The sequence below is a fragment of the Streptomyces tropicalis genome (assembly GCF_029269835.1).
Lineage (GTDB): Bacteria > Actinomycetota > Actinomycetes > Streptomycetales > Streptomycetaceae > Streptomyces > Streptomyces tropicalis.
Window position 1 is genome coordinate 44323 of the sequence record NZ_JARJBB010000024.1, and the last position, 25310, is coordinate 69632.

At 73.9% G+C, this 25310-nt stretch carries 23 protein-coding genes and 1 pseudogene; 16 read left to right on the forward strand and 8 right to left on the reverse strand.

Annotated features, from left to right (window positions below; all coding sequences use genetic code 11):
* Window positions 1-33: 33 nt before the first annotated feature.
* From P3H78_RS28965 to P3H78_RS28975, 3 genes are all read left to right on the forward strand, one after another.
* Window positions 34-834 (forward strand): lysophospholipid acyltransferase family protein, encoded by an 801-nt coding sequence (locus P3H78_RS28965; protein WP_276112130.1) that lies wholly within the window; start codon window positions 34-36, stop codon window positions 832-834.
* A complete protein-coding gene (locus tag P3H78_RS28970) occupies window positions 831-1841 on the forward strand; it encodes an NAD(P)H-dependent glycerol-3-phosphate dehydrogenase (protein ID WP_276112131.1) in 1011 nt (336 codons plus the stop codon). The genes P3H78_RS28965 and P3H78_RS28970 overlap by 4 nt, the downstream gene beginning before the upstream one ends.
* Window positions 1842-1968: 127 nt before the next feature.
* Window positions 1969-3126: a D-alanine--D-alanine ligase family protein gene (locus tag P3H78_RS28975; RefSeq protein WP_276112132.1), complete on the forward strand. Its 1158-nt coding sequence runs from the start codon at window positions 1969-1971 to the stop codon at window positions 3124-3126.
* 16 nt (window positions 3127-3142) lie between these two features.
* Here the strand turns inward: P3H78_RS28975 and P3H78_RS28980 are convergent, their stop codons facing one another.
* The gene (locus P3H78_RS28980; protein WP_276112133.1) at window positions 3143-3658 is read right to left on the reverse strand and encodes a DUF3515 domain-containing protein; all 516 of its coding nucleotides are present in this window, start codon (window positions 3656-3658) and stop codon (window positions 3143-3145) included.
* A gap of 20 nt (window positions 3659-3678) precedes the next feature.
* Complete coding sequence (locus P3H78_RS28985) at window positions 3679-3912, reverse strand: Lrp/AsnC family transcriptional regulator (RefSeq protein ID WP_276112134.1); 234 nt, start codon at window positions 3910-3912, stop codon at window positions 3679-3681.
* A 206-nt stretch (window positions 3913-4118) separates the two neighbouring features.
* Between P3H78_RS28985 and P3H78_RS28990 the strand changes: the two genes are divergently transcribed.
* Together P3H78_RS28990 and thiD are read left to right on the forward strand one after the other, a co-directional pair.
* Window positions 4119-5084: a thiamine-phosphate kinase gene (locus P3H78_RS28990; RefSeq protein ID WP_276112135.1), complete on the forward strand. Its 966-nt coding sequence runs from the start codon at window positions 4119-4121 to the stop codon at window positions 5082-5084.
* The gene (gene thiD / locus P3H78_RS28995) at window positions 5081-5884 is read left to right on the forward strand and encodes a bifunctional hydroxymethylpyrimidine kinase/phosphomethylpyrimidine kinase (RefSeq protein WP_276112136.1); all 804 of its coding nucleotides are present in this window, start codon (window positions 5081-5083) and stop codon (window positions 5882-5884) included. Before P3H78_RS28990 ends, thiD begins: the two co-directional genes overlap by 4 nt.
* A 176-nt stretch (window positions 5885-6060) precedes the next feature.
* On the opposite strand, the gene rpmB is transcribed toward thiD, so the two are convergent.
* Window positions 6061-6246, reverse strand: a complete 186-nt coding sequence (rpmB, locus tag P3H78_RS29000) for a 50S ribosomal protein L28 (RefSeq protein ID WP_004924906.1) — start codon at window positions 6244-6246, stop codon at window positions 6061-6063.
* A gap of 266 nt (window positions 6247-6512) precedes the next feature.
* On the opposite strand from rpmB, the gene P3H78_RS29005 reads away from it, so the two are divergent.
* Window positions 6513-8366: a DAK2 domain-containing protein gene (locus tag P3H78_RS29005; protein WP_276112137.1), complete on the forward strand. Its 1854-nt coding sequence runs from the start codon at window positions 6513-6515 to the stop codon at window positions 8364-8366.
* A 778-nt stretch (window positions 8367-9144) separates the two neighbouring features.
* Here the strand turns inward: P3H78_RS29005 and P3H78_RS29010 are convergent.
* Both P3H78_RS29010 and P3H78_RS29015 read right to left on the reverse strand, forming a co-directional pair.
* Window positions 9145-11845: pseudogene (locus P3H78_RS29010) on the reverse strand (tetratricopeptide repeat protein); the annotation flags it as partial.
* A complete protein-coding gene (locus P3H78_RS29015) occupies window positions 11842-13686 on the reverse strand; it encodes an HSP90 family protein (RefSeq protein ID WP_276112138.1) in 1845 nt (614 codons plus the stop codon). The pseudogene P3H78_RS29010 and the gene P3H78_RS29015, both read right to left, overlap by 4 nt.
* Window positions 13687-13850: 164 nt before the next feature.
* Between P3H78_RS29015 and recG the strand changes: the two genes are divergently transcribed.
* The 8 genes from recG (at window position 13851) to mutM (ending at window position 21282) form a co-directional block, all read left to right on the forward strand.
* The gene (gene recG / locus P3H78_RS29020) at window positions 13851-16067 is read left to right on the forward strand and encodes an ATP-dependent DNA helicase RecG (RefSeq protein ID WP_276112139.1); all 2217 of its coding nucleotides are present in this window, start codon (window positions 13851-13853) and stop codon (window positions 16065-16067) included.
* A 48-nt stretch (window positions 16068-16115) separates the two neighbouring features.
* The gene (gene rsmD, locus P3H78_RS29025) at window positions 16116-16703 is read left to right on the forward strand and encodes a 16S rRNA (guanine(966)-N(2))-methyltransferase RsmD (RefSeq protein ID WP_276112140.1); all 588 of its coding nucleotides are present in this window, start codon (window positions 16116-16118) and stop codon (window positions 16701-16703) included.
* A 26-nt stretch (window positions 16704-16729) separates the two neighbouring features.
* Complete coding sequence (gene coaD / locus P3H78_RS29030; RefSeq protein WP_276112151.1) at window positions 16730-17209, forward strand: pantetheine-phosphate adenylyltransferase; 480 nt, start codon at window positions 16730-16732, stop codon at window positions 17207-17209.
* 149 nt (window positions 17210-17358) lie between these two features.
* Window positions 17359-18471 carry a F0F1 ATP synthase subunit B family protein gene (locus P3H78_RS29035; RefSeq protein WP_276112141.1) on the forward strand — a complete coding sequence of 371 codons (1113 nt, stop codon included), beginning with the start codon at window positions 17359-17361 and terminating at the stop codon, window positions 18469-18471.
* A gap of 166 nt (window positions 18472-18637) precedes the next feature.
* Window positions 18638-19291, forward strand: a complete 654-nt coding sequence (locus P3H78_RS29040) for a YceD family protein (RefSeq protein WP_276112142.1) — start codon at window positions 18638-18640, stop codon at window positions 19289-19291.
* A 2-nt stretch (window positions 19292-19293) separates the two neighbouring features.
* Entirely contained in the window at window positions 19294-19467 is a 174-nt protein-coding gene (gene rpmF / locus P3H78_RS29045) for a 50S ribosomal protein L32 (protein WP_003951102.1), read from the forward strand.
* A gap of 7 nt (window positions 19468-19474) precedes the next feature.
* The gene (gene rnc, locus P3H78_RS29050) at window positions 19475-20299 is read left to right on the forward strand and encodes a ribonuclease III (protein WP_276112143.1); all 825 of its coding nucleotides are present in this window, start codon (window positions 19475-19477) and stop codon (window positions 20297-20299) included.
* Between the two features lie 98 nt (window positions 20300-20397).
* Window positions 20398-21282: a bifunctional DNA-formamidopyrimidine glycosylase/DNA-(apurinic or apyrimidinic site) lyase gene (gene mutM / locus P3H78_RS29055; RefSeq protein ID WP_276112144.1), complete on the forward strand. Its 885-nt coding sequence runs from the start codon at window positions 20398-20400 to the stop codon at window positions 21280-21282.
* Between the two features lie 43 nt (window positions 21283-21325).
* On the opposite strand, the gene P3H78_RS29060 is transcribed toward mutM, so the two are convergent.
* Window positions 21326-21721 carry a winged helix-turn-helix transcriptional regulator gene (locus P3H78_RS29060; protein ID WP_276112145.1) on the reverse strand — a complete coding sequence of 132 codons (396 nt, stop codon included), beginning with the start codon at window positions 21719-21721 and terminating at the stop codon, window positions 21326-21328.
* 151 nt (window positions 21722-21872) lie between these two features.
* Between P3H78_RS29060 and P3H78_RS29065 the strand changes: the two genes are divergently transcribed.
* Entirely contained in the window at window positions 21873-22457 is a 585-nt protein-coding gene (locus P3H78_RS29065) for a flavodoxin family protein (protein ID WP_276112146.1), read from the forward strand.
* A 230-nt stretch (window positions 22458-22687) separates the two neighbouring features.
* Here P3H78_RS29065 and P3H78_RS29070 read toward each other — a convergent pair whose 3' ends face one another.
* Both P3H78_RS29070 and P3H78_RS29075 read right to left on the reverse strand, forming a co-directional pair.
* The gene (locus tag P3H78_RS29070; RefSeq protein ID WP_276112147.1) at window positions 22688-23323 is read right to left on the reverse strand and encodes a hypothetical protein; all 636 of its coding nucleotides are present in this window, start codon (window positions 23321-23323) and stop codon (window positions 22688-22690) included.
* Between the two features lie 134 nt (window positions 23324-23457).
* Window positions 23458-24102 (reverse strand): ATP-binding protein, encoded by a 645-nt coding sequence (locus tag P3H78_RS29075; protein WP_369015726.1) that lies wholly within the window; start codon window positions 24100-24102, stop codon window positions 23458-23460.
* 152 nt (window positions 24103-24254) lie between these two features.
* On the opposite strand from P3H78_RS29075, the gene P3H78_RS29080 reads away from it, so the two are divergent.
* Window positions 24255-24860 carry a TetR/AcrR family transcriptional regulator gene (locus P3H78_RS29080; protein WP_276112149.1) on the forward strand — a complete coding sequence of 202 codons (606 nt, stop codon included), beginning with the start codon at window positions 24255-24257 and terminating at the stop codon, window positions 24858-24860.
* The last annotated feature ends 450 nt before the right edge of the window (window positions 24861-25310 follow it).

The following is a 25310-nucleotide window of genomic DNA, read 5'->3' on the forward strand; positions in this document are numbered from 1 at the left end:
GCGGCCCCCCAGGCCCGAGAGGAAGGTGTCCGCGTGCCCCGCCGCAGAATCGGCTTCTGGTACCGCTTCGCAGCAATGCTCTGCAAACCGCCCCTGGTGGTTCTGATCAAGCGGGACTGGCGCGGAATGGAGAACATTCCGGCCGACGGCGGATTTATCACCGCGGTCAACCACAATTCACACATCGATCCCTTCGCCTACGGCCACTTTCAGTACAACACCGGGCGGGTGCCGCGATTCCTCGCGAAGAGCGGCCTTTTCGGGAAGGGATTCGTCGGTGCCGCGATGCGCGGCACCGGGCAGATCCCCGTCTACCGCGAGAGCACGGACGCGCTGAGCGCCTTCCGGGCCGCCATCGAGGCCGTGGAGCGCGGCGAGTGCGTCGCCTTCTACCCGGAGGGCACCCTCACCCGCGACCCCGACGGCTGGCCGATGACCGGCAAGACGGGCGCCGCCCGTGTCGCCCTGCAGACCAGGTGCCCGGTGATCCCGGTCGCCCAGTGGGGCGCCAACGAGATCCTGCCGCCGTACTCCGGGAAGCCGCACTTCTTCCCGCGCAAGACCCACCGCGTCCTGGCGGGTCCGCCGGTCGACCTCTCGCGCTTCTACGACCGGGAGATGACTCCGGAGCTGCTGAAGGAGGCGACGGAGGCGATCATGGCGGCCGTCACCGCCCGCCTGGAGGAGATCCGCGGCGAGAAGGCGCCGGCCGTCCCCTACGACCCGCGCAGGGAGCGGCTGGAGCAGCGCCGCAGGACCCAGCAGCAGAGCCACGGCCCGGCGGCGCCGGCCGCCGTCGGAGAGGCCGTGCAGGAAGAGGGGCAGAGCACGTGAGCGAGCCGGTCAAGGCGGCCGTCTTCGGCGCCGGATCGTGGGGGACCGCCTTCGGCATGGTCCTCGCCGACGCCGGCTGCGACGTCACCCTCTGGGCCCGTCGCGCCGACCTCGCCGAGGCGGTCAACTCCACCCGGACCAACCCGGACTACCTGCCCGGCGTCGAACTCCCGCGGAACCTGCGGGCCACCGCCGACGCCGCAGAGGCCGCCCGCGGCGCGGACTTCACCGTCCTCGCGATCCCCTCGCAGACCCTGCGCGGCAACCTCGCGGAGTGGTCCCCGCTGCTGGCCCCCGACACGGTCCTCGTCTCCCTGATGAAGGGCGTGGAACTGGGCTCGGCCATGCGGATGAGCGAGGTGATCGAGGACGTCGCCAAGGTCGGCGCCGAGCGCATCGCCGTCGTCACCGGGCCGAACCTGGCCCGCGAGATCGCCGCCAGGATGCCCGCCGCCGCCGTGGTGGCCTGCACCGACGAGACGGTCGCGCAGCGGCTCCAGGCCGCCTGCCACACCCCGTACTTCCGGCCCTACACCAACACCGACGTGATCGGCTGCGAGCTCGGCGGAGCCGTGAAGAACGTGATCGGCCTGGCCGTCGGCATCGCGGACGGCATGGGGCTCGGCGACAACGCCAAGGGCTCCCTCATCACCCGCGGCCTCGCCGAGACCACCCGGCTCGGAGCCGCCCTCGGCGCCGACCCGCTGACCTTCTCCGGTCTGGCCGGCCTCGGCGACCTGGTGGCCACCTGCTCCTCGCCGCTGTCGCGCAACCACACCTTCGGCACCAACCTCGGCAAGGGCATGACCCTCCAGGAGACCATCGCGGTCACCCGGCAGACCGCCGAGGGCGTCAAGTCCTGCGAGTCGGTGCTGGATCTGGCCCGCCGGCACGGCGTCGACATGCCCCTCACCGAGACGGTCGTCGGCATCGTCCACGAGGGCACGCCGCCGGTGGTCGCGCTCAAGGAGCTGATGTCGCGCAGCGCCAAGCCCGAACGGCGCTGAACCGGCCCGCCGCCGCCACGCTGAGCGACCGCCGGTACGACACTGAGCGACCGTCCGTGCGACGCTCGGCGACGGCGGCCCGGCGGGCACTGACGCGGGGGATACCAGCGGGTACTCTCATCGCGATATGAGCACCGAGAACCTCCCCCAGAGCCCTGAGCAGCCGTCCCGCAAGCCGCGCGTGGCCGTCGTGTGCGGCGGGCGCAGCTCCGAACACGGGATCTCCGTGGTCACCGCCGGAGCGGTGCTGCGCGCCATCGACCGGACCAAGTACGAGGTGCTGCCGATCGGCATCACGCAGGACGGCCGGTGGGCCCTGACCGCGGACGATCCCGACCGCATGGCGATCACCGACCGCCGCACCCCCAGCATCGACGAGATCGCCGAGTCGGGCGAGGGCGGCGTGGTGCTCCCCGTCGACCCGCACAACCGCGAAGTCGTCTACAGCGAGCCCGGTTCGGTGCCCAAGGCGCTCGGCGAGGTCGACGTGGTCTTCCCGGTGCTGCACGGCCCCTACGGCGAGGACGGCACCCTCCAGGGCCTCCTGGAGCTGTCCGGCGTCCCGTACGTGGGGTCGGGCGTGCTCGCCTCGGCCGTGGGCCAGGACAAGGAGTACATGAAGCGGGTGTTCGCCTCGTTCGGGCTCAAGGTGGGCCCGTACCTGGTGATCCGGCCGCGCGAGTGGGAGCAGGACCGGTCCGGGGCCCGCGCGCGGATCGTCGACTTCGCCGGCGAGCACGGCTGGCCGCTGTTCGTGAAGCCGGCCCGCGCGGGCTCGTCGATCGGCATCACCAAGGTCGAGGACCTCGCCGGCCTCGACGAGGCGATCGAGGAGGCGCAGCGGCACGACCCGAAGGTGCTCGTGGAGGCCACCCTGCGCGGCCGCGAGATCGAGTGCGGGGTGCTGGAGTTCGAGGACGGCCCGCGGGCGTCCGTCCCGGCCGAGATCCCGCCGCCCGAGGCGCACACGTACTACGACTTCGAGGCGAAGTACATCGACTCCACGCCCGGTCTGGTGCCCGCCCCGCTGACGCCCGAGGAGACCGCCGAGGTGCAGCGGCTCGCGGTGGAGGCCTTCGAGGCGGCGTCCTGCGAGGGGCTGGTCCGCGCGGACTTCTTCCTCACCGAGGACGGCGAGTTCGTGATCAACGAGATCAACACCATGCCCGGCTTCACGCCGATCTCGATGTACCCGCAGATGTGGCAGGCCAGCGGCGTCGGCTACGAGGAACTGGTGGACCGGCTGATCCAGGCGGCACTGCGGCGCCCGACCGGCCTGCGCTGACCGCGCCCGGCCACCCTCAGGAGGCGATCCCCTTCGGGATCGCCTTCTTGACGGCCGGGGCCAGGTCGACGAGCACCGTCGACGCCCGCCCGGCCCGCGCCCGGTCCACGGTGACCTCGACGTACGCCTGGCGCAGCGCCGTGGTGAAACGGTACGAGCCGTCGCCCTGCTTCTCCATCAGCCAGTCCACGCCGTTGACCTCGCCGCTGAGCGCGTCCGGGTCGTTCCCCTCGGCGACCCTGGGGTCGACCATCCTGGGCGGCCGCTGGACACCGCAGCGCAGTATGATCGCCGGGCCTCCCCAGCCCGCCGTCAGCGCGGAGGCGGGCCGGGGATCCCGGCGGCGCAGTCCGTCCACCGTCCCGGGCAGCACACGGTCCAGGTTCCGGCACAGCTTCGCCGCCGTCGCCCCCGGACGGGGAACCGGCAGGGTGGCGCCGCCGTCACTCGTCGAGGGGGAGGCGCAGCCCGCGGCGGAGATCAGCACGGCGAGGGCGGGCAGACCGATGAGCCGGTGACGCGAAGAGTTCACCGGCCAAGGGTAGACGGGGGCTACAGATGCACGACCGGGCAGGTCAGGGTGCGGGTGATCCCGTCCACTTGCTGGACCTTCGCGACCACCATGCGACCCAGGTCGTCGACGGTGTCGGCCTGGGCGCGGACGATGACGTCGTACGGCCCGGTGACGTCCTCGGCCTGGATCACCCCCGGCAGCCCGCCGACCGTCTCGGCGACGCTCGAGGCCTTCCCGACCTCGGTCTGGATCAGGATGTACGCCTGTACCACGGAACCTCCAGGGCGGCCACGAGGATCATGTGGGGAGAAGGAACGCCACGGTACCGCGTCGGCGCGTGCCGCGGGGAGACCCGCGCGGGCCGCAGCCCGCGCTCCGGGGTGCAGGTAGGACAGTGGATGGCGGTCCCCTCGACGGTAGCGAGGGCCGGGATGACGCGCGACCGGGAACGGACCGGTACAGAAGGGGCGAAAGGGCAATGAAGGGCACTGTGGGCGAGCTGGGTGAGTTCGGGCTCATCAGGGAGCTCACCTCCCGTCTCACCACCACCCCGGCGGTCCGGGTCGGCCCCGGCGACGACGCCGCGGTGGTCGCCGCACCCGACCGCAGGGTCGTGGCCAGCACCGACATCCTCCTGGAGGGGCGGCACTTCCGCCGTGACTGGTCCACGGCCTACGACGTGGGCCGCAAGGCCGCCGCGCAGAACCTCGCGGACATCGCCGCCATGGGCGCCGTCCCGACGGCGCTGCTGCTGGGCCTGGTCGTCCCGGCCGAGCTGCCGGCCGCCTGGCCCACCGAGCTGATGGACGGGCTGCGCGACGAGTGCCAGGTCGCCGGCGCCGCCGTGGTCGGCGGCGACGTGGTCCGCGGCGACACGATCACGGTGTCGATCACCGCCCTCGGCGACCTGCGCAACCACGAGCCGGTGACCCGCGCCGGCGCCCAGCCCGGCGACCTCGTCGCCGTGACCGGCTGGCTGGGCTGGTCCGCGGCCGGATACGCCGTGCTCTCCCGCGGCTTCCGGTCCCCGCGCGCCTTCGTCGAGGCGCACCGCCGCCCCGAGCCCCCCTACCACGCGGGCCCCGCGGCCGCCGGACTCGGCGCGACCGCCATGTGCGACGTCAGCGACGGCCTGATCGCCGACCTCGGGCACATCGCCGAGGCCAGCAAGGTCCGCATCGACGTCCGCTCCGGCGCCGTCGACATCCCCTCGCAGATGAACGACATCGGGCAGGCCGTCGGCGTCGACCCGCTGCAGTGGGTGCTGACCGGGGGAGAGGACCACGCGATCGTGGCCACCTTCCCGCCGGACGTGAAGCTGCCCGCCCGGTGGAAGGTGATCGGCGAGGTCCTCAACCCCTCCGCCCTGCCGCAGGTCACGGTCGACGGCGCACCGTGGACCCGGCAGGGCGGCTGGGACCACTTCGGCGAGGAGGAGTCGTGACCCCGCCCCGCGTGCTCACCGTGGCCGGCTCGGACTCGGGGGGCGGCGCCGGGATCCAGGCCGACCTGAAGACCATGCTCGCCCTCGGCGTCCACGGCATGAGCGTGATCACCGCCGTGACCGCGCAGAACTCCCTCGGCGTGCAGGGCGCTTGGGAGCTGCCGGCCGACGCGGTCCGCGCCCAGTACCGCAGCGTCGTCGACGACATCGGCGTTCAGGCCGTGAAGACCGGGATGCTCGCCTCGGCGGAACTGGTCCGGACCGTCGCCGACTTGCTCGCCGGGACCGCCGCCCCGGTGGTCGTCGACCCGGTCGGCGTCTCCAAGCACGGGGACTCGCTGCTGGCGGCCTCCGCCCTGGAGTCGGTACGGACCCGGCTGCTGCCGCTGGCCACCGTCGCCACCCCGAACCTCGACGAGGTGGCCCAACTGACCGGCGTCCGTGTGGAGTCGGAGGAGCAGCTGCGCGAGGCGGCCGAGGCCGTGCTCGCCCACGGCCCGGCCTGGGTGCTCGTGAAGGGCGGCCACCTCTGCGGGGACGCCGTCGACCTCCTCACCGACGGTTCCGCGGAGCACTGGCTGCGCGCGCCCCGCTTCGACAACCGCCACACCCACGGCACCGGCTGCACCCTCGCCTCCGCGATCGCAGCCCGGCTGGCCAAGGGCGACACGGTCCCCGAGGCGGTCGCGACGGCCAAGGACTACGTGACCGGCGCGATCTCCGCCGGCTTCGCCCTCGGCTCGGGCATCGGCCCCGTGGACCACGGCTGGGCGCTCACCCGGGGCGTGCCCCGGGCGTGACACCGGACACCGCTCCGCCCGGCCGCCACCGGGCGGGCCCGGGACGCGCGGCTGCGTCCGCACGGGGACGGCAAAAAGCCGGCCCACCCGAGGTGGACCGGCTTACTGCAGCGAACCGGCTATGGCCGCGCGCGATGGGGTACCCCCGGCCCGGTACGAGCGCGGGAGGACGAACGTCAGCGCGAGACCTTGCCGGCCTTGATGCACGAGGTGCAAGCGTTCACGCGCTTCGGCGTCCCGCCGACCACGGTACGCACGCGCTGGATGTTCGGGTTCCAGCGACGGGGCGTACGGCGGTGCGAGTGCGAGATGTTGTTGCCGAAGCCCGGCCCCTTGCCGCAGACGTCGCAGTTGGCAGCCACGGGTCACTCCAAAGACTTCAGATGCACTTACGGTTGATCCCGGCATGCCGGGATCCAACTCCGAGGCTCTGGGAGCACTCCGAGATCTGATTGGCGGTGCCAGGGGGAGCGCCCGATCGGGATCGGGCAACCGGAGCAGCATACAACGACTGCGCCCGGACAACGAAACTACCATGGCGGCTCCGGGGTCCGCCCCGGCCCTTCCGGCGGCCGGCTCCGCCCCGGGGTCTACGCTGCGTCCAGTCCAGCAGCTCAGGGAGGCGCAGGTGGCGCAGGTGCCGCAGACGTTCGATGCTCTCGCGGTGCGGACCTGGTGCGGTCTGGCGCTGCGCGCGCTCGGCCGCGCGCGCGAGGAGATCGACGCGATCAACGTCTACCCCGTCGCCGACGGGGACACCGGCACCAACCTGTACCTCACCGTCGAGTCCGCCGTGGCGGCCGTGGAGGCCGTCTTCGCCGCCCACGAGCTGGATCCCGCGGACGCCGCAGGCGGGGCCCCGCCGCTCGCCGACGCGGTACGGGCCATGGCCCACGGTGCGCTCATCGGCGCCCGCGGCAACTCCGGAACCATCCTCGCCCAGCTGCTGCGCGGCATGGCCCAGGTCCTCGCCGCCGACGGTGAGACCCCCCACACCGACGGGCCGGGCCTCCGGCTCGCCCTGTGCCACGCCGCGGAATCCGCGCGCGAGGCCGTCGCCCACCCGGTCGAGGGCACCGTCCTGACGGTCGCCTCGGCCGCCGCCGACGCGGCCGGCGAAGCCGCGGACGACTGCGGGGCGGTCGCCCGGGCCGCCTACGCCGGAGCCCGCGCCGCGCTCGCCGCGACCCCGCGCCAGCTGGCGGTCCTGGAGCGCGCCGGCGTGGTCGACGCCGGTGGGCGGGGCCTGGTGGCCGTCCTGGCGGCCCTGGTGGAGACCTTCACGGGGGAGACGCCGGCCGCCCTCGCCGCGGCACCGGCGGCGCAGGGAGCGGCGGGAACCGCGGGAACGGCGGGAACGGCGGGAACGGCGGGAACAGGGGGAGCGGCGGAACCGGCGGGAGGGGACGGGACGTCCGTGGCGGCCGGGGTGCCGCACGCGCGGGCGGGTGCCGGAACCGGCGGCCTCGGCGACCTCGGCGGCAGTTCCGGGGCGGACGCGGCGCCGGGTGCATCGGGCGCCTCGGAGCGGGCCGGGGCGTGCGGGCCGGACGACGGCGGACCGGCCTTCGAGGTCATCTACCTGCTGGAGGCCGAGGACGCCGCCGTCGCCCGGCTGCGCGCCCGGCTGGACACGCTCGGGGACTCCCTGGTCGTGGTCGGCGGCGACGGGCTGTGGAACATCCACGTCCACGTCGACGACGCGGGCGCCGCGGTGGAGGCGGGCGTCGAGGCCGGCCGGCCGTACCGGATCCGCATCACCCACTTCGCGGCCGGCGACGTGCACACCACCGGCGCCGAGCGTCCGCCCCGGGAGCGCGTGCAGCGCGCCGTGGTCGCCGTCGTCCCGGGCGAGGGGCTGGCCGGGCTCTGCACCGAGGCCGGCGCGGTCGCCGTCCCGGCCCGGCCCGGTGAGCTGCCGGGCAGCGGCGAACTCGTCGAGGCGCTGCGCCGGGCCCACGCGCGCGAGGTCGTGCTGCTGCCCAACGACGCCGAGCTGCGCCACACCGCGGCCGCCGCGGCCGAGCAGGCCCGCGGGGAGGGCATCAGGGTCGCGCTCATCCCGACCCGCTCCGCGGTCCAGGGGCTCGCCGCGCTCGCCGTGCACGAGCCCGGGCGGCGCTTCGACGAGGACGTCGTCGCCATGACCTCGGCGGCCGGCGCGACGCGGTACGCCGAGGTCACCGTCGCCGAGGCCCGGTCCTGGACCACGGCCGGGATCTGCCAGGCGGGCGACGTCCTCGGGCTCATCGACGGGGACGTCGCCGTGATCGGGCACGACGTGACGGCCACCGCCGGGACCGTGCTGGACCGCATGCTCGCGGCGGGCGGCGAGATGGTCACCCTGGTGCTCGGCGACGACGCCCCCGAGCCGATCGCGGCCGACCTGGAGGCCCGGGTCCGGGTGTCCTACCTGGCCGTCGACACGGTGGTGTACCGGGGCGGGCGGCTCGGGTCCCTGCTCCTCATCGGCGTCGAGTAGACCGAGCGGGCCGAGTAGTCCGGGCAGGCCGGACCGGCGGGCGTGCACCGTCCCCGGCCGGGCACGCCCGCGTTCACCGCCCGGTGCCGTTCTCCACCAGCGCCAGCAGGCGCTCCGCGTCGGCCGTGCGGGCGCGGGCCGCGGCGTCCCCGGCGTCGGCCCCGGCGTACGCGGCGAGCACCGCGCGGGCGCGTGCCGCGGCGGCCGCGCCCCGGCCGAGGTCGGCCTCCAGCCGTCCGGCAGCCAGCTCGGCGTCGGTGCGGTCGTGCAGTGCGGCCCCGCCCAGCGCGGCGAACACCCCGGCGGCCCGTTCGGTCTCGGCCAGCGCCTCCTCCAGAACAGCCCGGATCGCGTCGTCCGCCGCGCCCCGGGCGACGGAGCGGACGAGGAGGTCGCCGAACTGGCGGTGGGAGTCGCCGAGTTCGGCCAGGATCCGCTGCCGGTCCCGGGCCTGCCCGGCCGTGGCCCCGGTGCCCCCCGGCTCCCGGCCGGGTCCGGACCCGGCGCCCGCCTGCCCCGCGGTCCCGTCCTCGCGGTCGGGGTCGCCGTCATGGCCGCGCTCGCCGTCTTCACGACGGCCGCCGCCCTCGCCGTGGCCGCGCTCGCCGTCTTCACGACGGCCGCCGCCCTCGCCGTGGCCTTGCTCGTCGTCGTGGCGCTCACGGCCCTCGCCGTCGCCGCGCTTGCCGTGACGGTCGCCGCCCTCGCCGTGGCCTTGCTCGTCGTCGTGGCGCTCACGGCCCTCGCCGTCGCCGTGGTCGTCGTGGTCGTCGTGGTCGTCCAGTGCCGCCCGGCACGTCCGCACGGCCTCGGCCATCAGGGCCCGGGCCCGGCCCGCCCGTCCGCCGTCGCCGTCCGGGGCCGCCGGCTCCCCACGGGCGCCCGCCTCGTCCACGGACCCGCCGTGCCCCGCACCGTCCGCCGCCTCCGGACCGCCCGTGACGTCGCCGGCGCCCCCGCTCCCGGGGTGCCCGTCGCTCGCCCGGCGCCCGCGGTCGCCATGGTCCTCGCGCAGGGCCAGCCAGGCGCGGGCGCGCAGGGAGCGGACCAGGCCGTGGACGTCGCCGAGGGACCGCCACAGGTCGCCCGCACGGGCGTAGGCCCGGTCCGCCTCGGCGAGCAGCCCCGCACGGCCCAGGGACTCGGCGGCCAGGTGGGCGAGCGTGGCGTGGTCCTGCTGCTCGGGCCAGTGCCGCGCGATCCCGGCCGCCTCCAGCCGGTGCTCGGCGGCCGCGCGGTGCTCGCCCAGCTCGCTCAGGCAGTCCGCGAGCCACCACTGCGTCTGGACGACGGCCCCCTCGCCGTGCGTCCCGGCGTCCAGGTCGGGCAGCGCGGACTCCAGCACCTCCGCCGCCTCGGCCCACCGGCCCAGCCGCAGCAGCAGCCCGCCGAGCTGCTGCCGGGCCCAGGCGCCGAGCGCCGGCCCCTGCCCGGCCTCGTCCGCCCAGTGCGCCGCCTCCAGGGCGTGGTCCGCGGCCTCCTCCACCCGCTCCAGCCCGCCGAGCACCTCGCCGAGCTGGAGGTGCAGCCGGGCCCGCCCCCCCCGGCTCCAGGTACGGCCCGCCGTGCTCCAGGGCCGCCCGCAGCGCCCGCTCCGCCCCCGCGGCGTCGCCCAGATGGTGCGCGACCACCGCCAGACGGGCCCCGTACTCCACCGCCAGCCACGGCAGCCCCGCCCCGGCGTACTCCGCGACGGCCCGCGCGTACAGCTCCGCCGCCGTCCCCGCGTCGCCGCCGCGCAGGGCGACCTCCGCGAGCATCGCCCGCGCCTCGGCCGCCCGGGACACCAGCCGGACGTCGTCGCCGGCGCGCCCGTCGACGAGCGTCAGCACCTCCCGTACGGCGGTGTCCGCGGCGGCCAGGTCGCCCGGGCCCACCGGGCCCTCGGCCGCGTACACCCGCCGCATCAGGATCCGCGCCCGCCCGATCAGCACCGACGCCGTCTGCCGCAGCCCCGTGCCGCCCTCGGCGTACAGTGCGAGGACGCGGTCGCAGGGCCCGGCGACCGCCGCGAGCGCCTCGGGGACCGCGCCGTCCAGCGCCCGGACGTACGCCGCGCGCGTGCGGGCCGCCAGCGCCTCCCCGGGATCACCCGCCTCCGCGTACAGCACGGCGGCCCGCTCGAACAGCTCGGCGCCCCCGGGCCCGAGGTCCATCGCCTCGTGGTCGGCGATCTCGGCCCGGGTGCGGGCGTCCAGATCCGTGCCGCGCGCCGCCCGGGCCACGGCCGCCCACGCCTCCACGGCGTGCGGGCGCAGCGTGTCCGACATCCGGCGTGCCGCGGCGAGGAGCTCCGGCAGGTCCTCCGGCGCCGGTTCCGCGGCGGCCGGCTCCTCGGGCCCGGGCACCGGCACGGGGGAGGGACGCACCGCTCGGACGCCCAGCGGCAGCCGGTCCGCCAGCGGGCGCTGCGCCATGCGCGCGCGGGCCCGCTCACCGACGTGGGGTGTGCCGTTGCGCCGGTCGAAGCGGGCCGCGAGGGCCTCGGCCTGTGGGCGTGCGTGGGCCGCGAGCGCGGCGGCCGTCCAGGCGCGCCCGGCCGGACCCGGCACCGGCCGCTCTCCGAGGCCCTGCTCCACCAGCCGGTCCATGAGCAGCGTCACCACGGCCAGGAACTCCAGCAGGCTGCGCGGGTGCCCGGAGTCGGTGAAATAGGCGGGCCGCTCGGCCAGCAGCTCCAGTCCGCGGGCCTCGTTGCCGGTCAGCGCGCAGAACTCCACGTGGTCCGCGTAGGCGCCGCGCATGCTCTCCATCCCGCGCACCAGCCGCAGACCCCGCAGGTGGTGGGCGCGCGCCCGGTCGGGGCGGCCCAGGCGCAGCAGCGGCACCAGGGACGAGGCGAGCACGGTGTGCGGCTCGTGGGCGCAGGCGAACTCGCCCTCCAGGACCGGCCGCCACAGCTCCAGGGCCTCCTCGTCCCGGCCGAGTTCCGCCTGCCACCAGCCCTGCGCGTGCCGCTCGCAGGCGTGGCAGTCGGCCATCGCGTCCCGGTCGGCCGCCAGCCACGCCGCGTACGCCCGCTCCGCCCGCGGCCTGTCGCCGACGTGCGCGGCGACGCTGAACTCGGCGCTGCGCACGGCCCGTTCCGAGTAGCCGGCGATCCGGTGGCGGTGCTCCATCTCGCCGAGCCACTTCTCCACCGACGCCAGCGGGACGTGCGACTGGTCGAGCATGCCGGCCGTCATCCACTTGAACACCCAGTGCAGCGTGTGGATCTCGTACTCGTCGAAATCCCCGGGGCGTTCGTCCCACAGCCGCAGCAGCCGCGCGAACGGGACGAACATCCTGTCCTTCTCGGAGCTGTAGTTGTAGACCTTCAGCTGGTGCCCGAGCGCCTCGATCACCGCGAGCGGGACGTTCAGCCGCTCCGCCTCGGCGAGCAGCCGCTCCGCGCGGGCGTTGCGTGCGGGGCCCTCCGGCTGCCCGGAGTTGTCGGCGATGGCGCGGCGCAGCGCCTCGATGCCGGTGATGCCGCTCATCGGGGGCCGCCCTCGGTGGTGTCGGTGCCGCTGTGCGTGGCCCACTCCAGCAGGCCGAGGAACGCGCGGTTGAGCAGGGCCGAGTCGGCCGGCCGCAGCGGCCGCTGCGCCCTCAGCAGGGCCTGCCCGTACAGGGACTGGACGGCCGTGCCGACCAGGTCCGCGTCGGGCAGCGAACCGATGCGCCGGACCAGCGGATTGAGGTGGTTGAGGACCAGTCGCGCCCGGGGCGCGCCGCCGCGCAGCGAGCCGAGGATGCCCGCCCACAGGTCGTCGGCCTGCGCCTCGGCCTCGGCGCGGGCCTGCTCGTGCCGGGCCGCCCGGTCGTCCAGGTGCAGCGCGGGTACCGACAGGGGGTGGAAGGCACGCAGCGCGACGTCGCAGCCCAGCGGGTCGAGGACGGCCCGCGCGACGGCGAGGAAGTCCGCCAGGGCCAGCTCCTCGGCCGGGTCGGCGGCGTCCAGGTGCGCGGTCACGGTGTCCGCGTCCAGCTCGGCGACCGCTGTCCGCGGCCGCACCGACGGCAGCGCCTCGACCAGCTCGCCGTCGTAGGTGTAGCCGCCGTTGACGACGCCGATGCCCTGCGCGGAGGCGATCGGCGCGACCTGCCGGAACTCCTCCACGGTGCGGGTGAAGTGCACGACGGGGTGACGCTCGGCGAACTCCTCCAGGGACAGCCGCCCGTCGGTCGTCTCGAAGGGCAGCCACGGCAGCATCGTGCGCAGCATCTCCGTGTCGTGCCGGGCCAGGGACTTCACGCCCAGGACGTGGACGGCGAGGAACGCCTCCAGCCGCTCCGGGTCGCCGGCCGCCAGCCCGGTGAGCCAGGACCGGATCCGCTCGCCGAGCGCCTCCCTGACCGCGGCCAGCGTCTCGTCCTCGTACAGCGCCTCGCGGGATGCCGTGGGCCGCAGGCTGTCGGTGTCGAGCACACAGCGCACGAAGAACGCCCAGTCGGGCAGCAGCTGTTCCGCCCGGTCCGTCAGCAGCATGCCCTTCAGGTGCACCCGGTGCCCCGCGCGCTGCGCCGGGCTGACCGCGGACGGCAGCACGTACGCCACGCCCCGGATCCCGGCCACCGGCACGTCCAGGGCGATCGCGTCCAGCGGGGTGAAACCGAACAGCTCGTGGCAGTGCCGGGCCAGGGCGACCCGGCGTGCGGCGGGGGAGGGGTGCGCCCGGTCCCAGGGCGCCGGCCGCTCGGTGACCTGCGTGTCGCCGACCCGTACGTCGTAGGGCAGCAGCGACCCGAAGTCCCGGGCCAGCGCCAGCACCCGCTGCTCGCCGAGCCACTCGCCCGCTCCGGGCCGCGCCCTCAGGTGCACGGTGGTGCCGGGCTCGGTCCGGGCGTCGTCCGGCAGCGTCCGCACGCTGTAGGACCCGTCGTCGCACGCCGTCCACTCCACCGGCGGCGCCCCGGGCGTCCGCGCGCTGCGGCTGACCACCCGGATGCGCTCGGCGACCACGAAGCAGGCCAGCAGGCCGATGCCGAACTGGCCGAGGAAGCCGGAGCGGACCTCCTGCAGGCCCTCGGCGCGCTTGGAGCTGCGGCCGATGGTCGCCAGCAGGGTGTGCACGTCGGACTCGGTGAGGCCGATGCCGGTGTCCTCCACCCGCAGCGTGCCGCCGTCCGCGGTCAGCCGCACCCGGGCCGGGGCGCCGGGCTGCTCCGCCCGCCGGGCGGTGACGGCGTCCACGGCGTTCTGCAGCAGCTCGCGCAGGTAGACCCGGGGACTGGAGTACAGGTGGTGGGAGAGCAGGTCCACCAGGCCGCGCAGGTCGACCTGGAAGGTGTGGGCCGGCTGCGGCGCCGGGGATGACTGCGGGGTCTGGGAGTCCATCGTCACAGCGCCGGTGGGGGACTCGCGACGGCGCGGGGTCGGGCGGTACCGAGTGGGGCGGTGACCGCGGGGCAGGCCGGGGCGCGCCATCCTAGGGCCCCGCCGACCCGGCTGACCAGGAGTTTCCCAGGACGTCTACGGCAATGTCGGTGCCGTGGTGTGCAATGGATCTCGTGCCCGCACTGGAAGAACCACTGAAACAGCCACTGAAGTCAGTGCTCGGCCCCGCCACCGCGAAGGTGATGGCCGAGCACCTCGGCCTGCACACCGTCGGCGACCTCCTGCACCACTACCCCCGCAGATACGAGGAGCGCGGCCAGCTCACCCACCTCGCCGACCTGCCGATGGACGAGCACGTCACGGTGGTCGCCCAGGTCGCCGACGCCCGGCTGCACACCTTCGCCTCCACCCGGGCCCCCCGCGGCAAGGGCCAGCGCCTCGAGGTGACGATCACCGACGGCAGCGGCCGGCTCCAGCTGGTCTTCTTCGGCAACGGCGTGCACAAGCCGCACAAGGAGCTCCTGCCCGGCACCCGGGCGATGTTCTCGGGCAAGGTCTCCCTCTTCAACCGCCGGCTCCAACTGGCCCACCCGGCCTACGAACTGCTCCACTCGGACACCGAGGAGGCGGTCGAGAGCTGGGCCGGCGCCCTCATCCCGCTCTACCCGGCCACCGCCAAGCTGGAGTCCTGGAAGATCGGCAAGGCGGTCCAGACGGTGCTGCCCAGCGCGCCGGAGGCCCTCGACCCGCTCCCCGGGCCGCTCCGCGAGGGCCGCGGCCTGGTGACCCTGCCCGAGGCCCTGCAGAAGATCCACCGCCCGCAGACCAAGGCGGACATCGCCGACGCCCGCGCCCGCCTGAAGTGGGACGAGGCCTTCGTCCTCCAGGTCGCCCTGGCCCGCCGCCGCCACGCCGACACCCAGCTCGCCGCCGTCCCGCGCAGACCGTCGCCGGACGGCATCCTGGCCGCCTTCGACGACCGGCTGCCCTTCACGCTCACCGAGGGCCAGCAGAAGGTCTCCGCGGAGATCTTCTCCGGCCTCGCCGCCGCGCACCCGATGCACCGCCTGCTCCAGGGCGAGGTCGGCAGCGGCAAGACGCTGGTCGCCCTGCGCGCCATGCTGGCCGTCGTCGACGCGGGCGGGCAGGCGGCGATGCTGGCGCCCACCGAGGTGCTCGCCCAGCAGCACCACCGCTCCGTCACCGAGATGATGGGGGAGCTGGCCGAGGGCGGCATGCTCGGCGGCGCCGAGCGCGCCACCAAGGTCGTGCTGCTGACCGGCTCCATGGGAGCGGCGGCACGCCGGCAGGCGCTCCTCGACCTCGCCACCGGTGAGGCGGGCCTGGTGATCGGCACGCACGCGCTGATCGAGGACAAGGTGCAGTTCCACGATCTCGGCCTGGTCGTCGTCGACGAGCAGCACCGGTTCGGCGTCGAGCAGCGCGACGCCCTGCGCGGCAAGGGCAAGCAGCCCCCGCACCTGCTCGTCATGACCGCCACCCCCATCCCCCGGACGGTCGCCATGACCGTCTTCGGCGACCTGGAGACCTCCGTCCTCGACCAGCTCCCCGCCGGGCGCTCGCCGATCGCCAGCCACGTCGTCCCCGCCGCCGACAAGCCGCACTTCCTGGCCCGCGCCTGGGAGCGCGTGCGCGAGGAGGTGGAGAAGGGCCACCAGGCGTACGTCGTCTGCCCGCGCATCGGCGACGAGGAGGACGCCCCGAAGAAGGGTCGTGCGACGTCCCCCGAGGACGAGGCGGAGAAGCGGCCCCCGCTCGCCGTCCTGGAGATCGCCGAGCAGCTGTCCGCGGGCCCGCTGAGCGGTCTGCGGGTCGAGGTGCTGCACGGCAGGATGCACCCGGACGACAAGGACGCCGTCATGCGCCGCTTCGCGGCCGGGGAGACCGACGTCCTGGTCGCCACCACGGTCATCGAGGTCGGCGTCAACGTGCCCAACGCCACCGCCATGGTGATCATGGACGCGGACCGGTTCGGCGTCTCCCAGCTGCACCAGCTGCGCGGCCGCGTCGGCCGCGGCTCGGCCGCCGGGCTGTGCCTGCTGGTCTCGGAGATGCCGGAGGCGAGCCCCGCGCGCCGCCGGCTGGACGCGGTCGCCTCCACCCTCGACGGCTTCGAGCTCTCCCGTATCGACCTGGAGGAGCGCCGTGAGGGCGACGTCCTCGGGCAGGCGCAGTCCGGCGTCCGCTCCAGCCTGCGGGTGCTCGCCGTCATCGACGACGAGGAGATCATCGCCGAGGCCCGCGAGGAGGCCGCCGCGGTGGTCGCCGCCGACCCGGACCTGCGGGACCTGCCCGGGCTGCGGACCGCGCTGGACGCCCTGCTCGACGACGAGCGCGAGCAGTACCTGGAGAAGGGCTGACAGACTGGGACGGTCACCATCCGCACGCACCGACAAGGACCCCAGGACATGACCCGCGTGATCGCCGGCCGGGCCGGTGGACGCCGTCTGACCGTCCCCCCGGGTAACGGCACCCGCCCCACCTCCGACCGCGCGCGGGAGGGTCTCTTCTCCACCTGGCAGTCCCTGCTCGGCGGCCCCCTGGACGGCGAGCGGGTCCTCGACCTGTACGCCGGATCCGGCGCCGTCGGCCTGGAGGCGCTGTCCCGCGGCGCCGGGCACACCCTGCTGGTGGAGGCCGACGCCCGCGCCGCCCGCACCGTCCGGGACAACGTCCGCAGCATCGGGCTCCCCGGCGCCGAGGTGCGCGCGGGCAAAGCGGAACAGATCGTCCGCACCGCCCCGCCGGAACAGCCGTACGACATCGTCTTCCTGGACCCGCCCTACGCCGTCTCCGACGACGATCTTCGCGAGATCCTGCTCACACTCCGCACCGGGGGCTGGCTCGCGGACGAAGCCCTCGTCACCGTGGAGCGCAGCACCAGAGGCGGCGAATTCCGGTGGCCCGACGGCTTCGACGCCGTCCGGGCCCGTCGTTACGGCGAGGGAACGTTTTGGTACGGTCGCGCCGCCTCTACGTGCGAAGACGCACGATGACCGGACCGGAGAGCGAGGGATCACAAGTGCGCCGCGCCGTCTGCCCCGGGTCGTTCGACCCCATCACCAACGGGCACCTCGACATCATCGCCCGTGCCTCCCGCCTGTACGACGAGGTCTACGTGGCGGTCATGATCAACAAGGCCAAGAAGGGCCTGTTCGGGATCGACGAGCGGATCGACCTCATCCGCGAGGTCACCGCCGAGTACGGGAACGTCCGGGTCGAGGCCTTCCACGGCCTGCTCGTCGACTTCTGCAAGCAGCGCGACATCCCCGCCATCGTCAAGGGCCTGCGCGCCGTCAGCGACTTCGACTACGAGCTGCAGATGGCCCAGATGAACAACGGCCTCTCGGGCGTCGAGACCCTCTTCGTGCCCACCAACCCCACCTACAGCTTCCTGTCGTCCTCCCTGGTCAAGGAGGTCGCGACCTGGGGCGGCGACGTCTCCCACCTGGTGCCGCCGCGGATCCTCCAGGCCCTCGGCGAACGCCTGAAGAAGGACTGAGCCCCCAGGGGGCGGCGCTCCCGGCCCCCGCCCCCGCCGGGCCGGCCGCGGAGTCTGACAGACCGTCATCCGGTGTCCCGCCTCCGCTCCGGGGTCGTACAGTCGACCCGTCCGTCTCCAACACATCGGCAGAGAGTGGCGAGCACACCGTGGACGTGCAGAAGAAGCTCGACGAGATCGTCGCCGCGGTCTCCGGAGCCCGGTCCATGCCCATGTCGGCCTCGTGCGTGGTCAACCGCGCCGACCTGCTCGCGCTGCTCGGCGAGGTGCGCCAGGCCCTGCCCGGATCGCTCGCACAGGCCGAGGAGCTGATCGGCGGCCGCGAGCAGATGGTGGAGGACGCCCGGCGCGAGGCCGAGCGCATCATCGAGGGCGCGCACGTCGAACGCGGTTCGCTGATCTCCGACACCGAGGTCGCCCGCCGCTCCCAGGCGGAGGCCGACCGGATCCTCGGCCAGGCCCGCCAGGAGGCCGAGGAGGTCCGCGCCGACGCCGACGACTACGTCGACTCCAAGCTCGCCAACTTCGAGGTCGTCCTCACCAAGACCCTCGGCTCCGTCGGCCGCGGCCGGGAGAAGCTGCTCGGCACCGGTCCGGGGCTGGACGAGCACGGCTACGAGGACGAGGACGCCCCCGAGCGCAGCCACGACCCGGAGACCCTGCGCCGCGACGCCGACGCCTACGTCGACGCCAAGCTCGGCGCCTTCGAGGCGGTCCTCGCCAAGACCCTGGAGGCCGTCGGCAAGGGCCGCCAGAAGCTGCACGGCCGGATCGCCACGGACGACCTCGGCGCCCTCGCCGACGACCTGACCTCCCTCCAGCACTCCAGCGACGAGGACTACCTCGCCGACCTCGCGGCCCTCGCGGACGCCCCGGCCGGGCAGCCCGCCGCCCGGCAGCCGGCCTACGACCCCCGGACCGAGCCGGCGGCGCCGCCCGCTCCCGCGGTCCCGGCCGCCTACGGCTACGAGCAGCAGCCCGACCCGTACGCCGGCTACCCGCAGCAGGGTTACGGCGGACAGGACCCCTACGGCTATGAGCAGGCCGACCCCTACGCCTATCCCGGCTACGACCCCCAGCAGGCCGCCTACGACCCGGCCGCGCTCCACGGGCAACAGCACCAGGCCGCCCTGGCGCACCAGCACCAGCACCAGGACCAGGACCCCCAGGCCTACGCGCTCGACGAGACCAGCCTCTTCGACACCGGCATGATCAGCCCGGAGCAGCTCCGGGCCTACGAGCAGGGGCGCGGGCTCCAGTAGGCCGCCGCCCGCGCGGCCGCCCCGGGCGCCCGTGAAGGGCCGGATTGGGCCGTGAGCGAAAGGTCCAGTATCCTGGCTCTTCGGTCGCGCGTACGTCCGCGATCACCGCTGCCCGGGGACACCGCAGGGCAGCGTTTTCCCCGAGCCCAATGGATCGAAAGCAGGAATGGCCGCCAACGCACGCCTCGACCACCGCAAGCCTCTCGTGTTCGACACGCACGAGCTGGGGCGGCGTCCCGGTGCGCTGCAGCGCCTGACCCGTGAGGTCCCGGCTCCCCGGGATCTCGGGATCCAGGGAGTCGTCGGAGTGCCGGAAGGCGCCCCGGTGGAGCTCGAGCTCCGGCTCGAGTCGGTCATGGAAGGGGTGCTCGTCACGGGCACCGCCCGTGCACAGGCCGAGGGGGAGTGCGTAAGGTGTCTGGAGCCGGTCGGGCTGGAGCTCGACGCGGACTTCCAGGAGATGTTCTCGTACCCTGACGCCGACGAGCGGGGCCGCGTGACTGCGGAACCGGACGCCGACGCCGAGGAGGACGAGGACAGGCTCCTCCTCGAGGACGGACTCTTCGACCTCGAACCCGTGCTGCGCGATGCGGTGGTGCTCGCACTGCCGATGCAGCCGGTGTGCCGGGAGGACTGCCCGGGCCTGTGTTCCGAGTGCGGAGCGCGGCTCGCGGACGACCCGGACCACCACCACGACGCCGTCGACATCCGTTGGGCGGCACTGCAGGGACTCGCCGAGACCATGACGGACGGCGAGAAGGACGAGATGAGCGGCGACGCGCCTCGATCAGCACGCGTCGACGAGAAGCAGGAGAAGTAGCCGTGGCTGTTCCGAAGCGGAAGATGTCGCGCAGCAACACGCGCCACCGCCGGTCGCAGTGGAAGGCTGCGGTCCCCACCCTGGTTGCGTGCGAGCGCTGCCACGAGCCCAAGCAGCAGCACATCGCGTGCCCGTCTTGCGGCACTTACAACAAGCGCCAGGTCCTCGAGGTCTGAGCGGCTGGTGAGAGGCACCGTGTCCACTGCCAAGAAGGCGGATGACGCCAAGGCGGACCCCACCGCCAGGAAAAAGTCGGACAACACGGCCTCGTCCCACACGCTTCTGGAAGGGCGGCTCGGCTATCGGCTCGAGTCCGCCCTTCTGGTGCGTGCGCTGACCCACCGTTCCTACGCATACGAGAACGGCGGTCTGCCCACCAACGAGCGGCTGGAGTTCCTCGGGGACTCCGTGCTCGGCCTGGTGGTCACGGACACGCTGTACCGCACCCACCCCGACCTGCCCGAAGGCCAGCTGGCCAAGCTGCGGGCCGCGGTGGTCAACTCGCGTGCGCTGGCCGAGGTGGGCCGCGGGCTCGACCTCGGTTCCTTCATCCGGCTCGGCCGCGGTGAAGAGGGCACGGGCGGCCGGGACAAGGCGTCCATCCTCGCCGACACCCTCGAAGCGGTGATCGGCGCGGTCTATCTCGATCAGGGCCTCGACGCGGCCTCCGAACTGGTGCACCGCCTGTTCGACCCGCTGATCGAGAAGTCCTCGAACCTCGGAGCCGGCCTGGACTGGAAGACCAGCCTCCAGGAGCTCACCGCGACCGAAGGACTCGGCGTGCCCGAGTACCTGGTCACGGAGACCGGCCCCGACCACGAGAAGACCTTCACTGCTGCCGCCCGCGTCGGAGGCGTCTCGTACGGCACCGGCACCGGCCGCAGCAAGAAGGAGGCGGAGCAGCAGGCCGCGGAGTCCGCCTGGCGGGCCATCCGGGCCGCGGCGGACGAACGCGCCAAGGCCGCGCAGGCCGCCGAGGGCGCCGACGAGGCCCCCGCCTCCGCCTGACACACGCAGCGCGTGAACCGAGCGCCCGCCCCCGCCCGGGGGCGGGCGCTCGGCCGATACGGCGGCCCGCAGCGGGCCGCGGAGGTGGACGGGAAACCATGCCCGAGTTGCCCGAGGTCGAGGTCGTCCGGCGCGGTCTCGAGCGGTGGGTCGCCCACCGCACCGTCGCCGCCGTCGAGGTGCTGCACCTGCGCGCGGTCCGCCGCCACCTGGCCGGCCCCGAGGACTTCGCCCACCGGCTCGAGGGGCGGCGCATCGACGCGCCCCGGCGCCGCGGCAAGTACCTGTGGCTGCCCCTGGAGGACTCCGGCCAGGCGGTCCTCGCGCACCTCGGGATGAGCGGCCAGCTCCTCGTCCAGCCGCACGAGGCGCCCGACGAGAAGCACCTGCGCGTGCGCGTCCGGTTCGCGGACCCGCTCGGCACCGAGCTGCGCTTCGTCGACCAGCGCACCTTCGGCGGCCTGTCCCTCCACGACACCACCCCCGACGGCCTGCCCGACGTCATCGCGCACATCGCCCGCGACCCCCTGGACCCGCTGTTCGACGACGCGGCCTTCCACCGGGCCCTGCGCCGCAAGCGCACCACCGTCAAGCGGGCCCTGCTCGACCAGTCGCTGATCAGCGGCGTCGGCAACATCTACGCGGACGAGGCGCTGTGGCGGGCCCGCCTCCACTACGAGCGGCCCACCGCGACCCTGACCGCCCCGCGCACCGCCGAACTCCTGGGCCACGTCCGGGACGTGATGAACGCGGCCCTCGCCGTGGGCGGCACCAGCTTCGACAGCCTCTACGTCAACGTCAACGGGCAGTCCGGCTACTTCGACCGCTCCCTGGACGCCTACGGACGCGAGGGCCTGCCCTGCCGCCGCTGCGCCACCCCGATGCGCCGGCGCCCGTGGATGAACCGCTCCAGCTACTTCTGCCCCACCTGCCAGCGGCCGCCCCGCGGCACCGGCACGGCCGGATCAGCCGTGCGCGGCTGAGCGGACGCCGCCCCCGCGTCCCGCCCCCGTCACGCCTTCCGCGTCAGGCCCGGTGCGCGTCGTACGCCGTGCGGGCTGCCAGCACGTCGTCCATGCGGCCCTCCACGCAGTGGATGAGCTCCAGCAGCCGCGCGGCCACCTCGCGGCCGACGGGGGTCAGCTCGTAGTCCACGCGGGGCGGGTTCGTCGGCTGCGCCTCGCGGTGGACGAGGCCGTCGCGCTCCAGCGCGTGCAGCGTCTGGGACAGCATCTTCTCGCTCACCCCGTCCACCCGGCGGCGCAGTTCGTTGAAGCGCAGGGATCCCTCGTGCAGGGCGCCGAGGGTGAGCGCCCCCCAGCGGCCGGTGACGTTCTCCAGCGTGCAGCGCGAGGGGCAGGCCTTCGCGAACACGTCGTACGGGAGGTCCGGCTCCTCCCTGTGCTCCTGCGTGTCGCTCATAGACGCAGCGTACTCGAATGCAGCGCTATCTGTCGGGTTGCGCTTTCCAAAAGTTAGTGCTTTTCTCTTTCCCGTCGGCGTCGAGCCGTGCCGCTCGCCGGGCGGTGCCGTTCCGCCGTCACCCCATCCAGACCCTTGAGGAGAGCCCTCCGTGACCACCCCTGTTGTCTCCATCGCCTACCACTCCGGCCACGGCCACACCGCCGTCCTCGCCGAGGCCGTCCGGGACGGCGCCGCCGACGCGGGCGCGCAGGTGCACCTGATCAAGGTCGACGGGATCACCGACGAGCAGTGGGCCCTGCTCGACGCCTCGGACGCGATCGTCTTCGGCTCGCCCACCTACATGGGCACCGCGTCCGGCGCCTTCCACGTCTTCGCCGAGGCGTCCTCGAAGCGCTGGTTCGGCCAGGACTGGAAGGACAAGCTGGGCGCCGGCTTCACCAACTCCGGTTCCAAGAGCGGCGACAAGCTGCACACCCTGCAGTTCTTCCAGATCCTCGCCGCCCAGCACGGCATGAACTGGGTCAATCTCGGCCTGCACCCGGGGTGGAACAGCAGCGCCGGCTCCGAGAACGACCTCAACCGCCTCGGCGTCTTCGCCGGCGCGGCCGCCCAGACGAACGTCGACGAGGGTCCGGAGGGTGTGCACAAGGCGGACATCGCCACCGCCGAGCACCTGGGCCGCCGGGTGGCCGAGGCGGCCCTCGCCTTCCGCCGGGGCCGCACCGCCGCCTGACACCGGCACGAGGCCGGCGCGATGCCGGCGGGGGAGCGCCGCAGCCGGGTCGGAGGCCCCGGCTGCGGCACCACCCCGTACCCCGGGGCCACGGAAGGACTGCGCCCCGGTACGGCCTGCGACTTCCCCACGCACCCGCGCGCACACTGCGCCGGACGGGTCAATTCCGGTCGCCCGGCGACCGGCTCGGCCGCCGGTGGCCGTCAGCGCCCTGCGCCCGGGCGGCGCTGTCACCACTCGTCGTGGTCGCCGATCACCCGGAAGCTGCCCACCACGCCGTCGTCGCCGAACACGCCCCCGTGGACGGTGCGGGTGACCACGCCATTGGTGGCGCCGTGCGGTCCCACGGTGGCGACCGGAGCGCCGCCGTCGCAGGTGAAGCCGCGGAAGACCTCCACGGTCTTCCGGCTGTCGTTGAACACGTTGAAGCTGTTGGAGCCCAGCCCGCTGGCCGCGGTGATGCACCCCTCGGTGGAGGCGGAGTACTCCCGTTCGTTGAAGGAGATCCTTCCCTCTTCCTTGTGGCCGTAGCCGCGCCCTTCGCCCTGGCGGTCGTCGCCCTGGCGTCCGCCGTCCTGGCGGTCGCCGTCCTGGCGTCCGCCGCCCTCGCGGCCGCGGTCCTCGTCCTTCCCTCCGCCTCCGCCTGCGCCTGCGCCGTCCGCGGGGGCCGCGGCGGGGGCGGCCCGCTGGACGGGCGGGGCCGCCCGCTGGACGGGTGCGGCTGCGCGGTGGACAGGTGCGGCCGCACGGTGGACAGAGGGGGAGGCCGGGGTGGACTCGGTGGTGGAGGCGTAGGTGATACCGGTGGCTGCAAGGACCGCCGCACCCACTCCGGCAGCGGCCACAGCAAAGGTACGCGTGGGCATGTCACTTCCCTCTGTCTCGCGGACATCGGCCGGGCGACCGACTCGCGACGAACGTAACGAGAGCCCTCAAAGCTGTCATGCCGGGCATGTTGAAGGTGTGACGTCATGACGCCGGACAGGTGGAAACGACGTACTCACCGCATACCGTCGCCGGCTTCGGCCCGAGGCGATCGAGCCGACGACGCGGGCGCCTTCGTGGCCAGTTCGAACCAGATGGTCTTGCCGATCGCCGTGGGGAGGGTGCCCCATGCTTCGGCGAGCACGTCGAGAAGTTCCGTACCGCGTCCGCCCTCGGCGTCGGTGCCGACGAAGTGGCGTACGGGACCCGCGGTCTCAGTGTCCTCGACCTCGCAGCGCAGGCGGGAGTCGTGGAGCCGCAGGTTGAGCCTCAGGGGGCCGCGTGTGTGACGCAGCGCGTTGGTGACCACTTCGCTGACCAGCAGCTCGGCGGTGTCGACCACGCCTTCCACGGCCCACTCGCTCAGCTGCCCGGTCACCAGGCGGCGCGCCCGGCGGGCCGAGGTCAGCTCCCGCGCGAGGGGCCAGGAGGCGTCCCGGTCGGTGACGCGGGCCCGGGGTGCGTCGAGTACGCGCAAGGACTGCGCCGTGCGCGACCACAGAGCCAGATGCCGGGCGAGCCATGACGCGGGCGCAGCCCGGCGCGAGTGATCCTGCCGTGGATCCCGGTTCGGATGCGGCGACTGCGGCCGTCGGACGCGTCCGATCCGGGCGAGGTGTCCCATGTGCGAGGCGGTGAGGCCGGCGGCCTGGGGGGCCATGCGCATCAGTCCCTTCCGAGCCCCGTTGCGTAGCAGTCGCTACACCCACAACATACATGTAGCGTGCGCTACAGTAAATAGCAGTGCAAAAGAATGTAAATGCGGACAAGTAGGGCCAAGGGTTTGGCCGGCGTCCGCAGCTGGGAGTCGACATGCCGCGTTCGCCCGACCCGGCCAAGCGGCGGATCCTTCTGGATCAGGTCCGCGCGTACGTGATGCGCCACGGCTTGGCCGGCCTGTCTCTCCGCCCGCTGGCGCGCGAACTGGGCACCAGCGATCGCATGCTGCTCTACTACTTCGGCACCAAGGAGTGCATGGTCGCCGAAGCCCTCGCCGTGGACGAAGCCCGGCCCCTCCCGCGCATTCGGGATCTGCTCGATGCCGCCGGTCCCCCCGAGGATCCCGCAGCCCTGCGCCGCTTCGTCGAAGAAATCTGGCAACGGTTCAGCGCTCCGGCCGTGCGCCGCACGTTCCCCCTGTACCTGGAGATCATGGTCGCGAACGTTCTTCACCCCGGCCGGTACGAACCTGTCACGCGTGACACGCTCAGGGAGTGGACGGAACTGTTCACCACCTTCTTCGACGACTGGGGCATGCCCGCACCGCGAGCGCGCACAGAGGCGACCCTCCTGGTCGATGCCGTGTTCGGCCTGCTCATGGCGCACCTGGCGGACGGCGGCGAGGATCAGGCCGACGCGGCTTTCCACATGCTCCTCGACCGTCTCGAACCCGGGTGGCGCGCGGACCTGCGCGCCTGACCCGGCCCCACGGCCGTCTCCGTAGCCGAAGAAGTGAAGGGGAGCCTGCTGACCCGGGGTCTCGTGAGCGATCGCTCACCTGGAATCCAAGGACTTGTCACCGTTCGGGTGATCGGCATCGCCGGTGTGGTCGCCCCTGCCACTCGATGCTGAAAACCGTCGTGGCGGCGATGTCGCCGTGGGTTCACATCCCACCGCCTCCGCTCGATGAGCTGTGAGAGCGGCCCCTGCCAGAGCTGATGGGCGGGGGCCACCCCTGTTGTGCGGTTGCGACCTGTACGGCCCTCGGATCGGGAGAGCAGGTCCGACTTGTGCGGTCGAGTCCTAGTAGTGCTTCGTTAGGTTCTGCTTCTGCTTCTGCGGCTTTTTCCGGGCAGGGTCCGGCCGCAGGTGGTGCAGGTGCCGGTCCAGCACCTCAGCAGGTCTTGGAGTGCGTCCAAGACCTGGTAG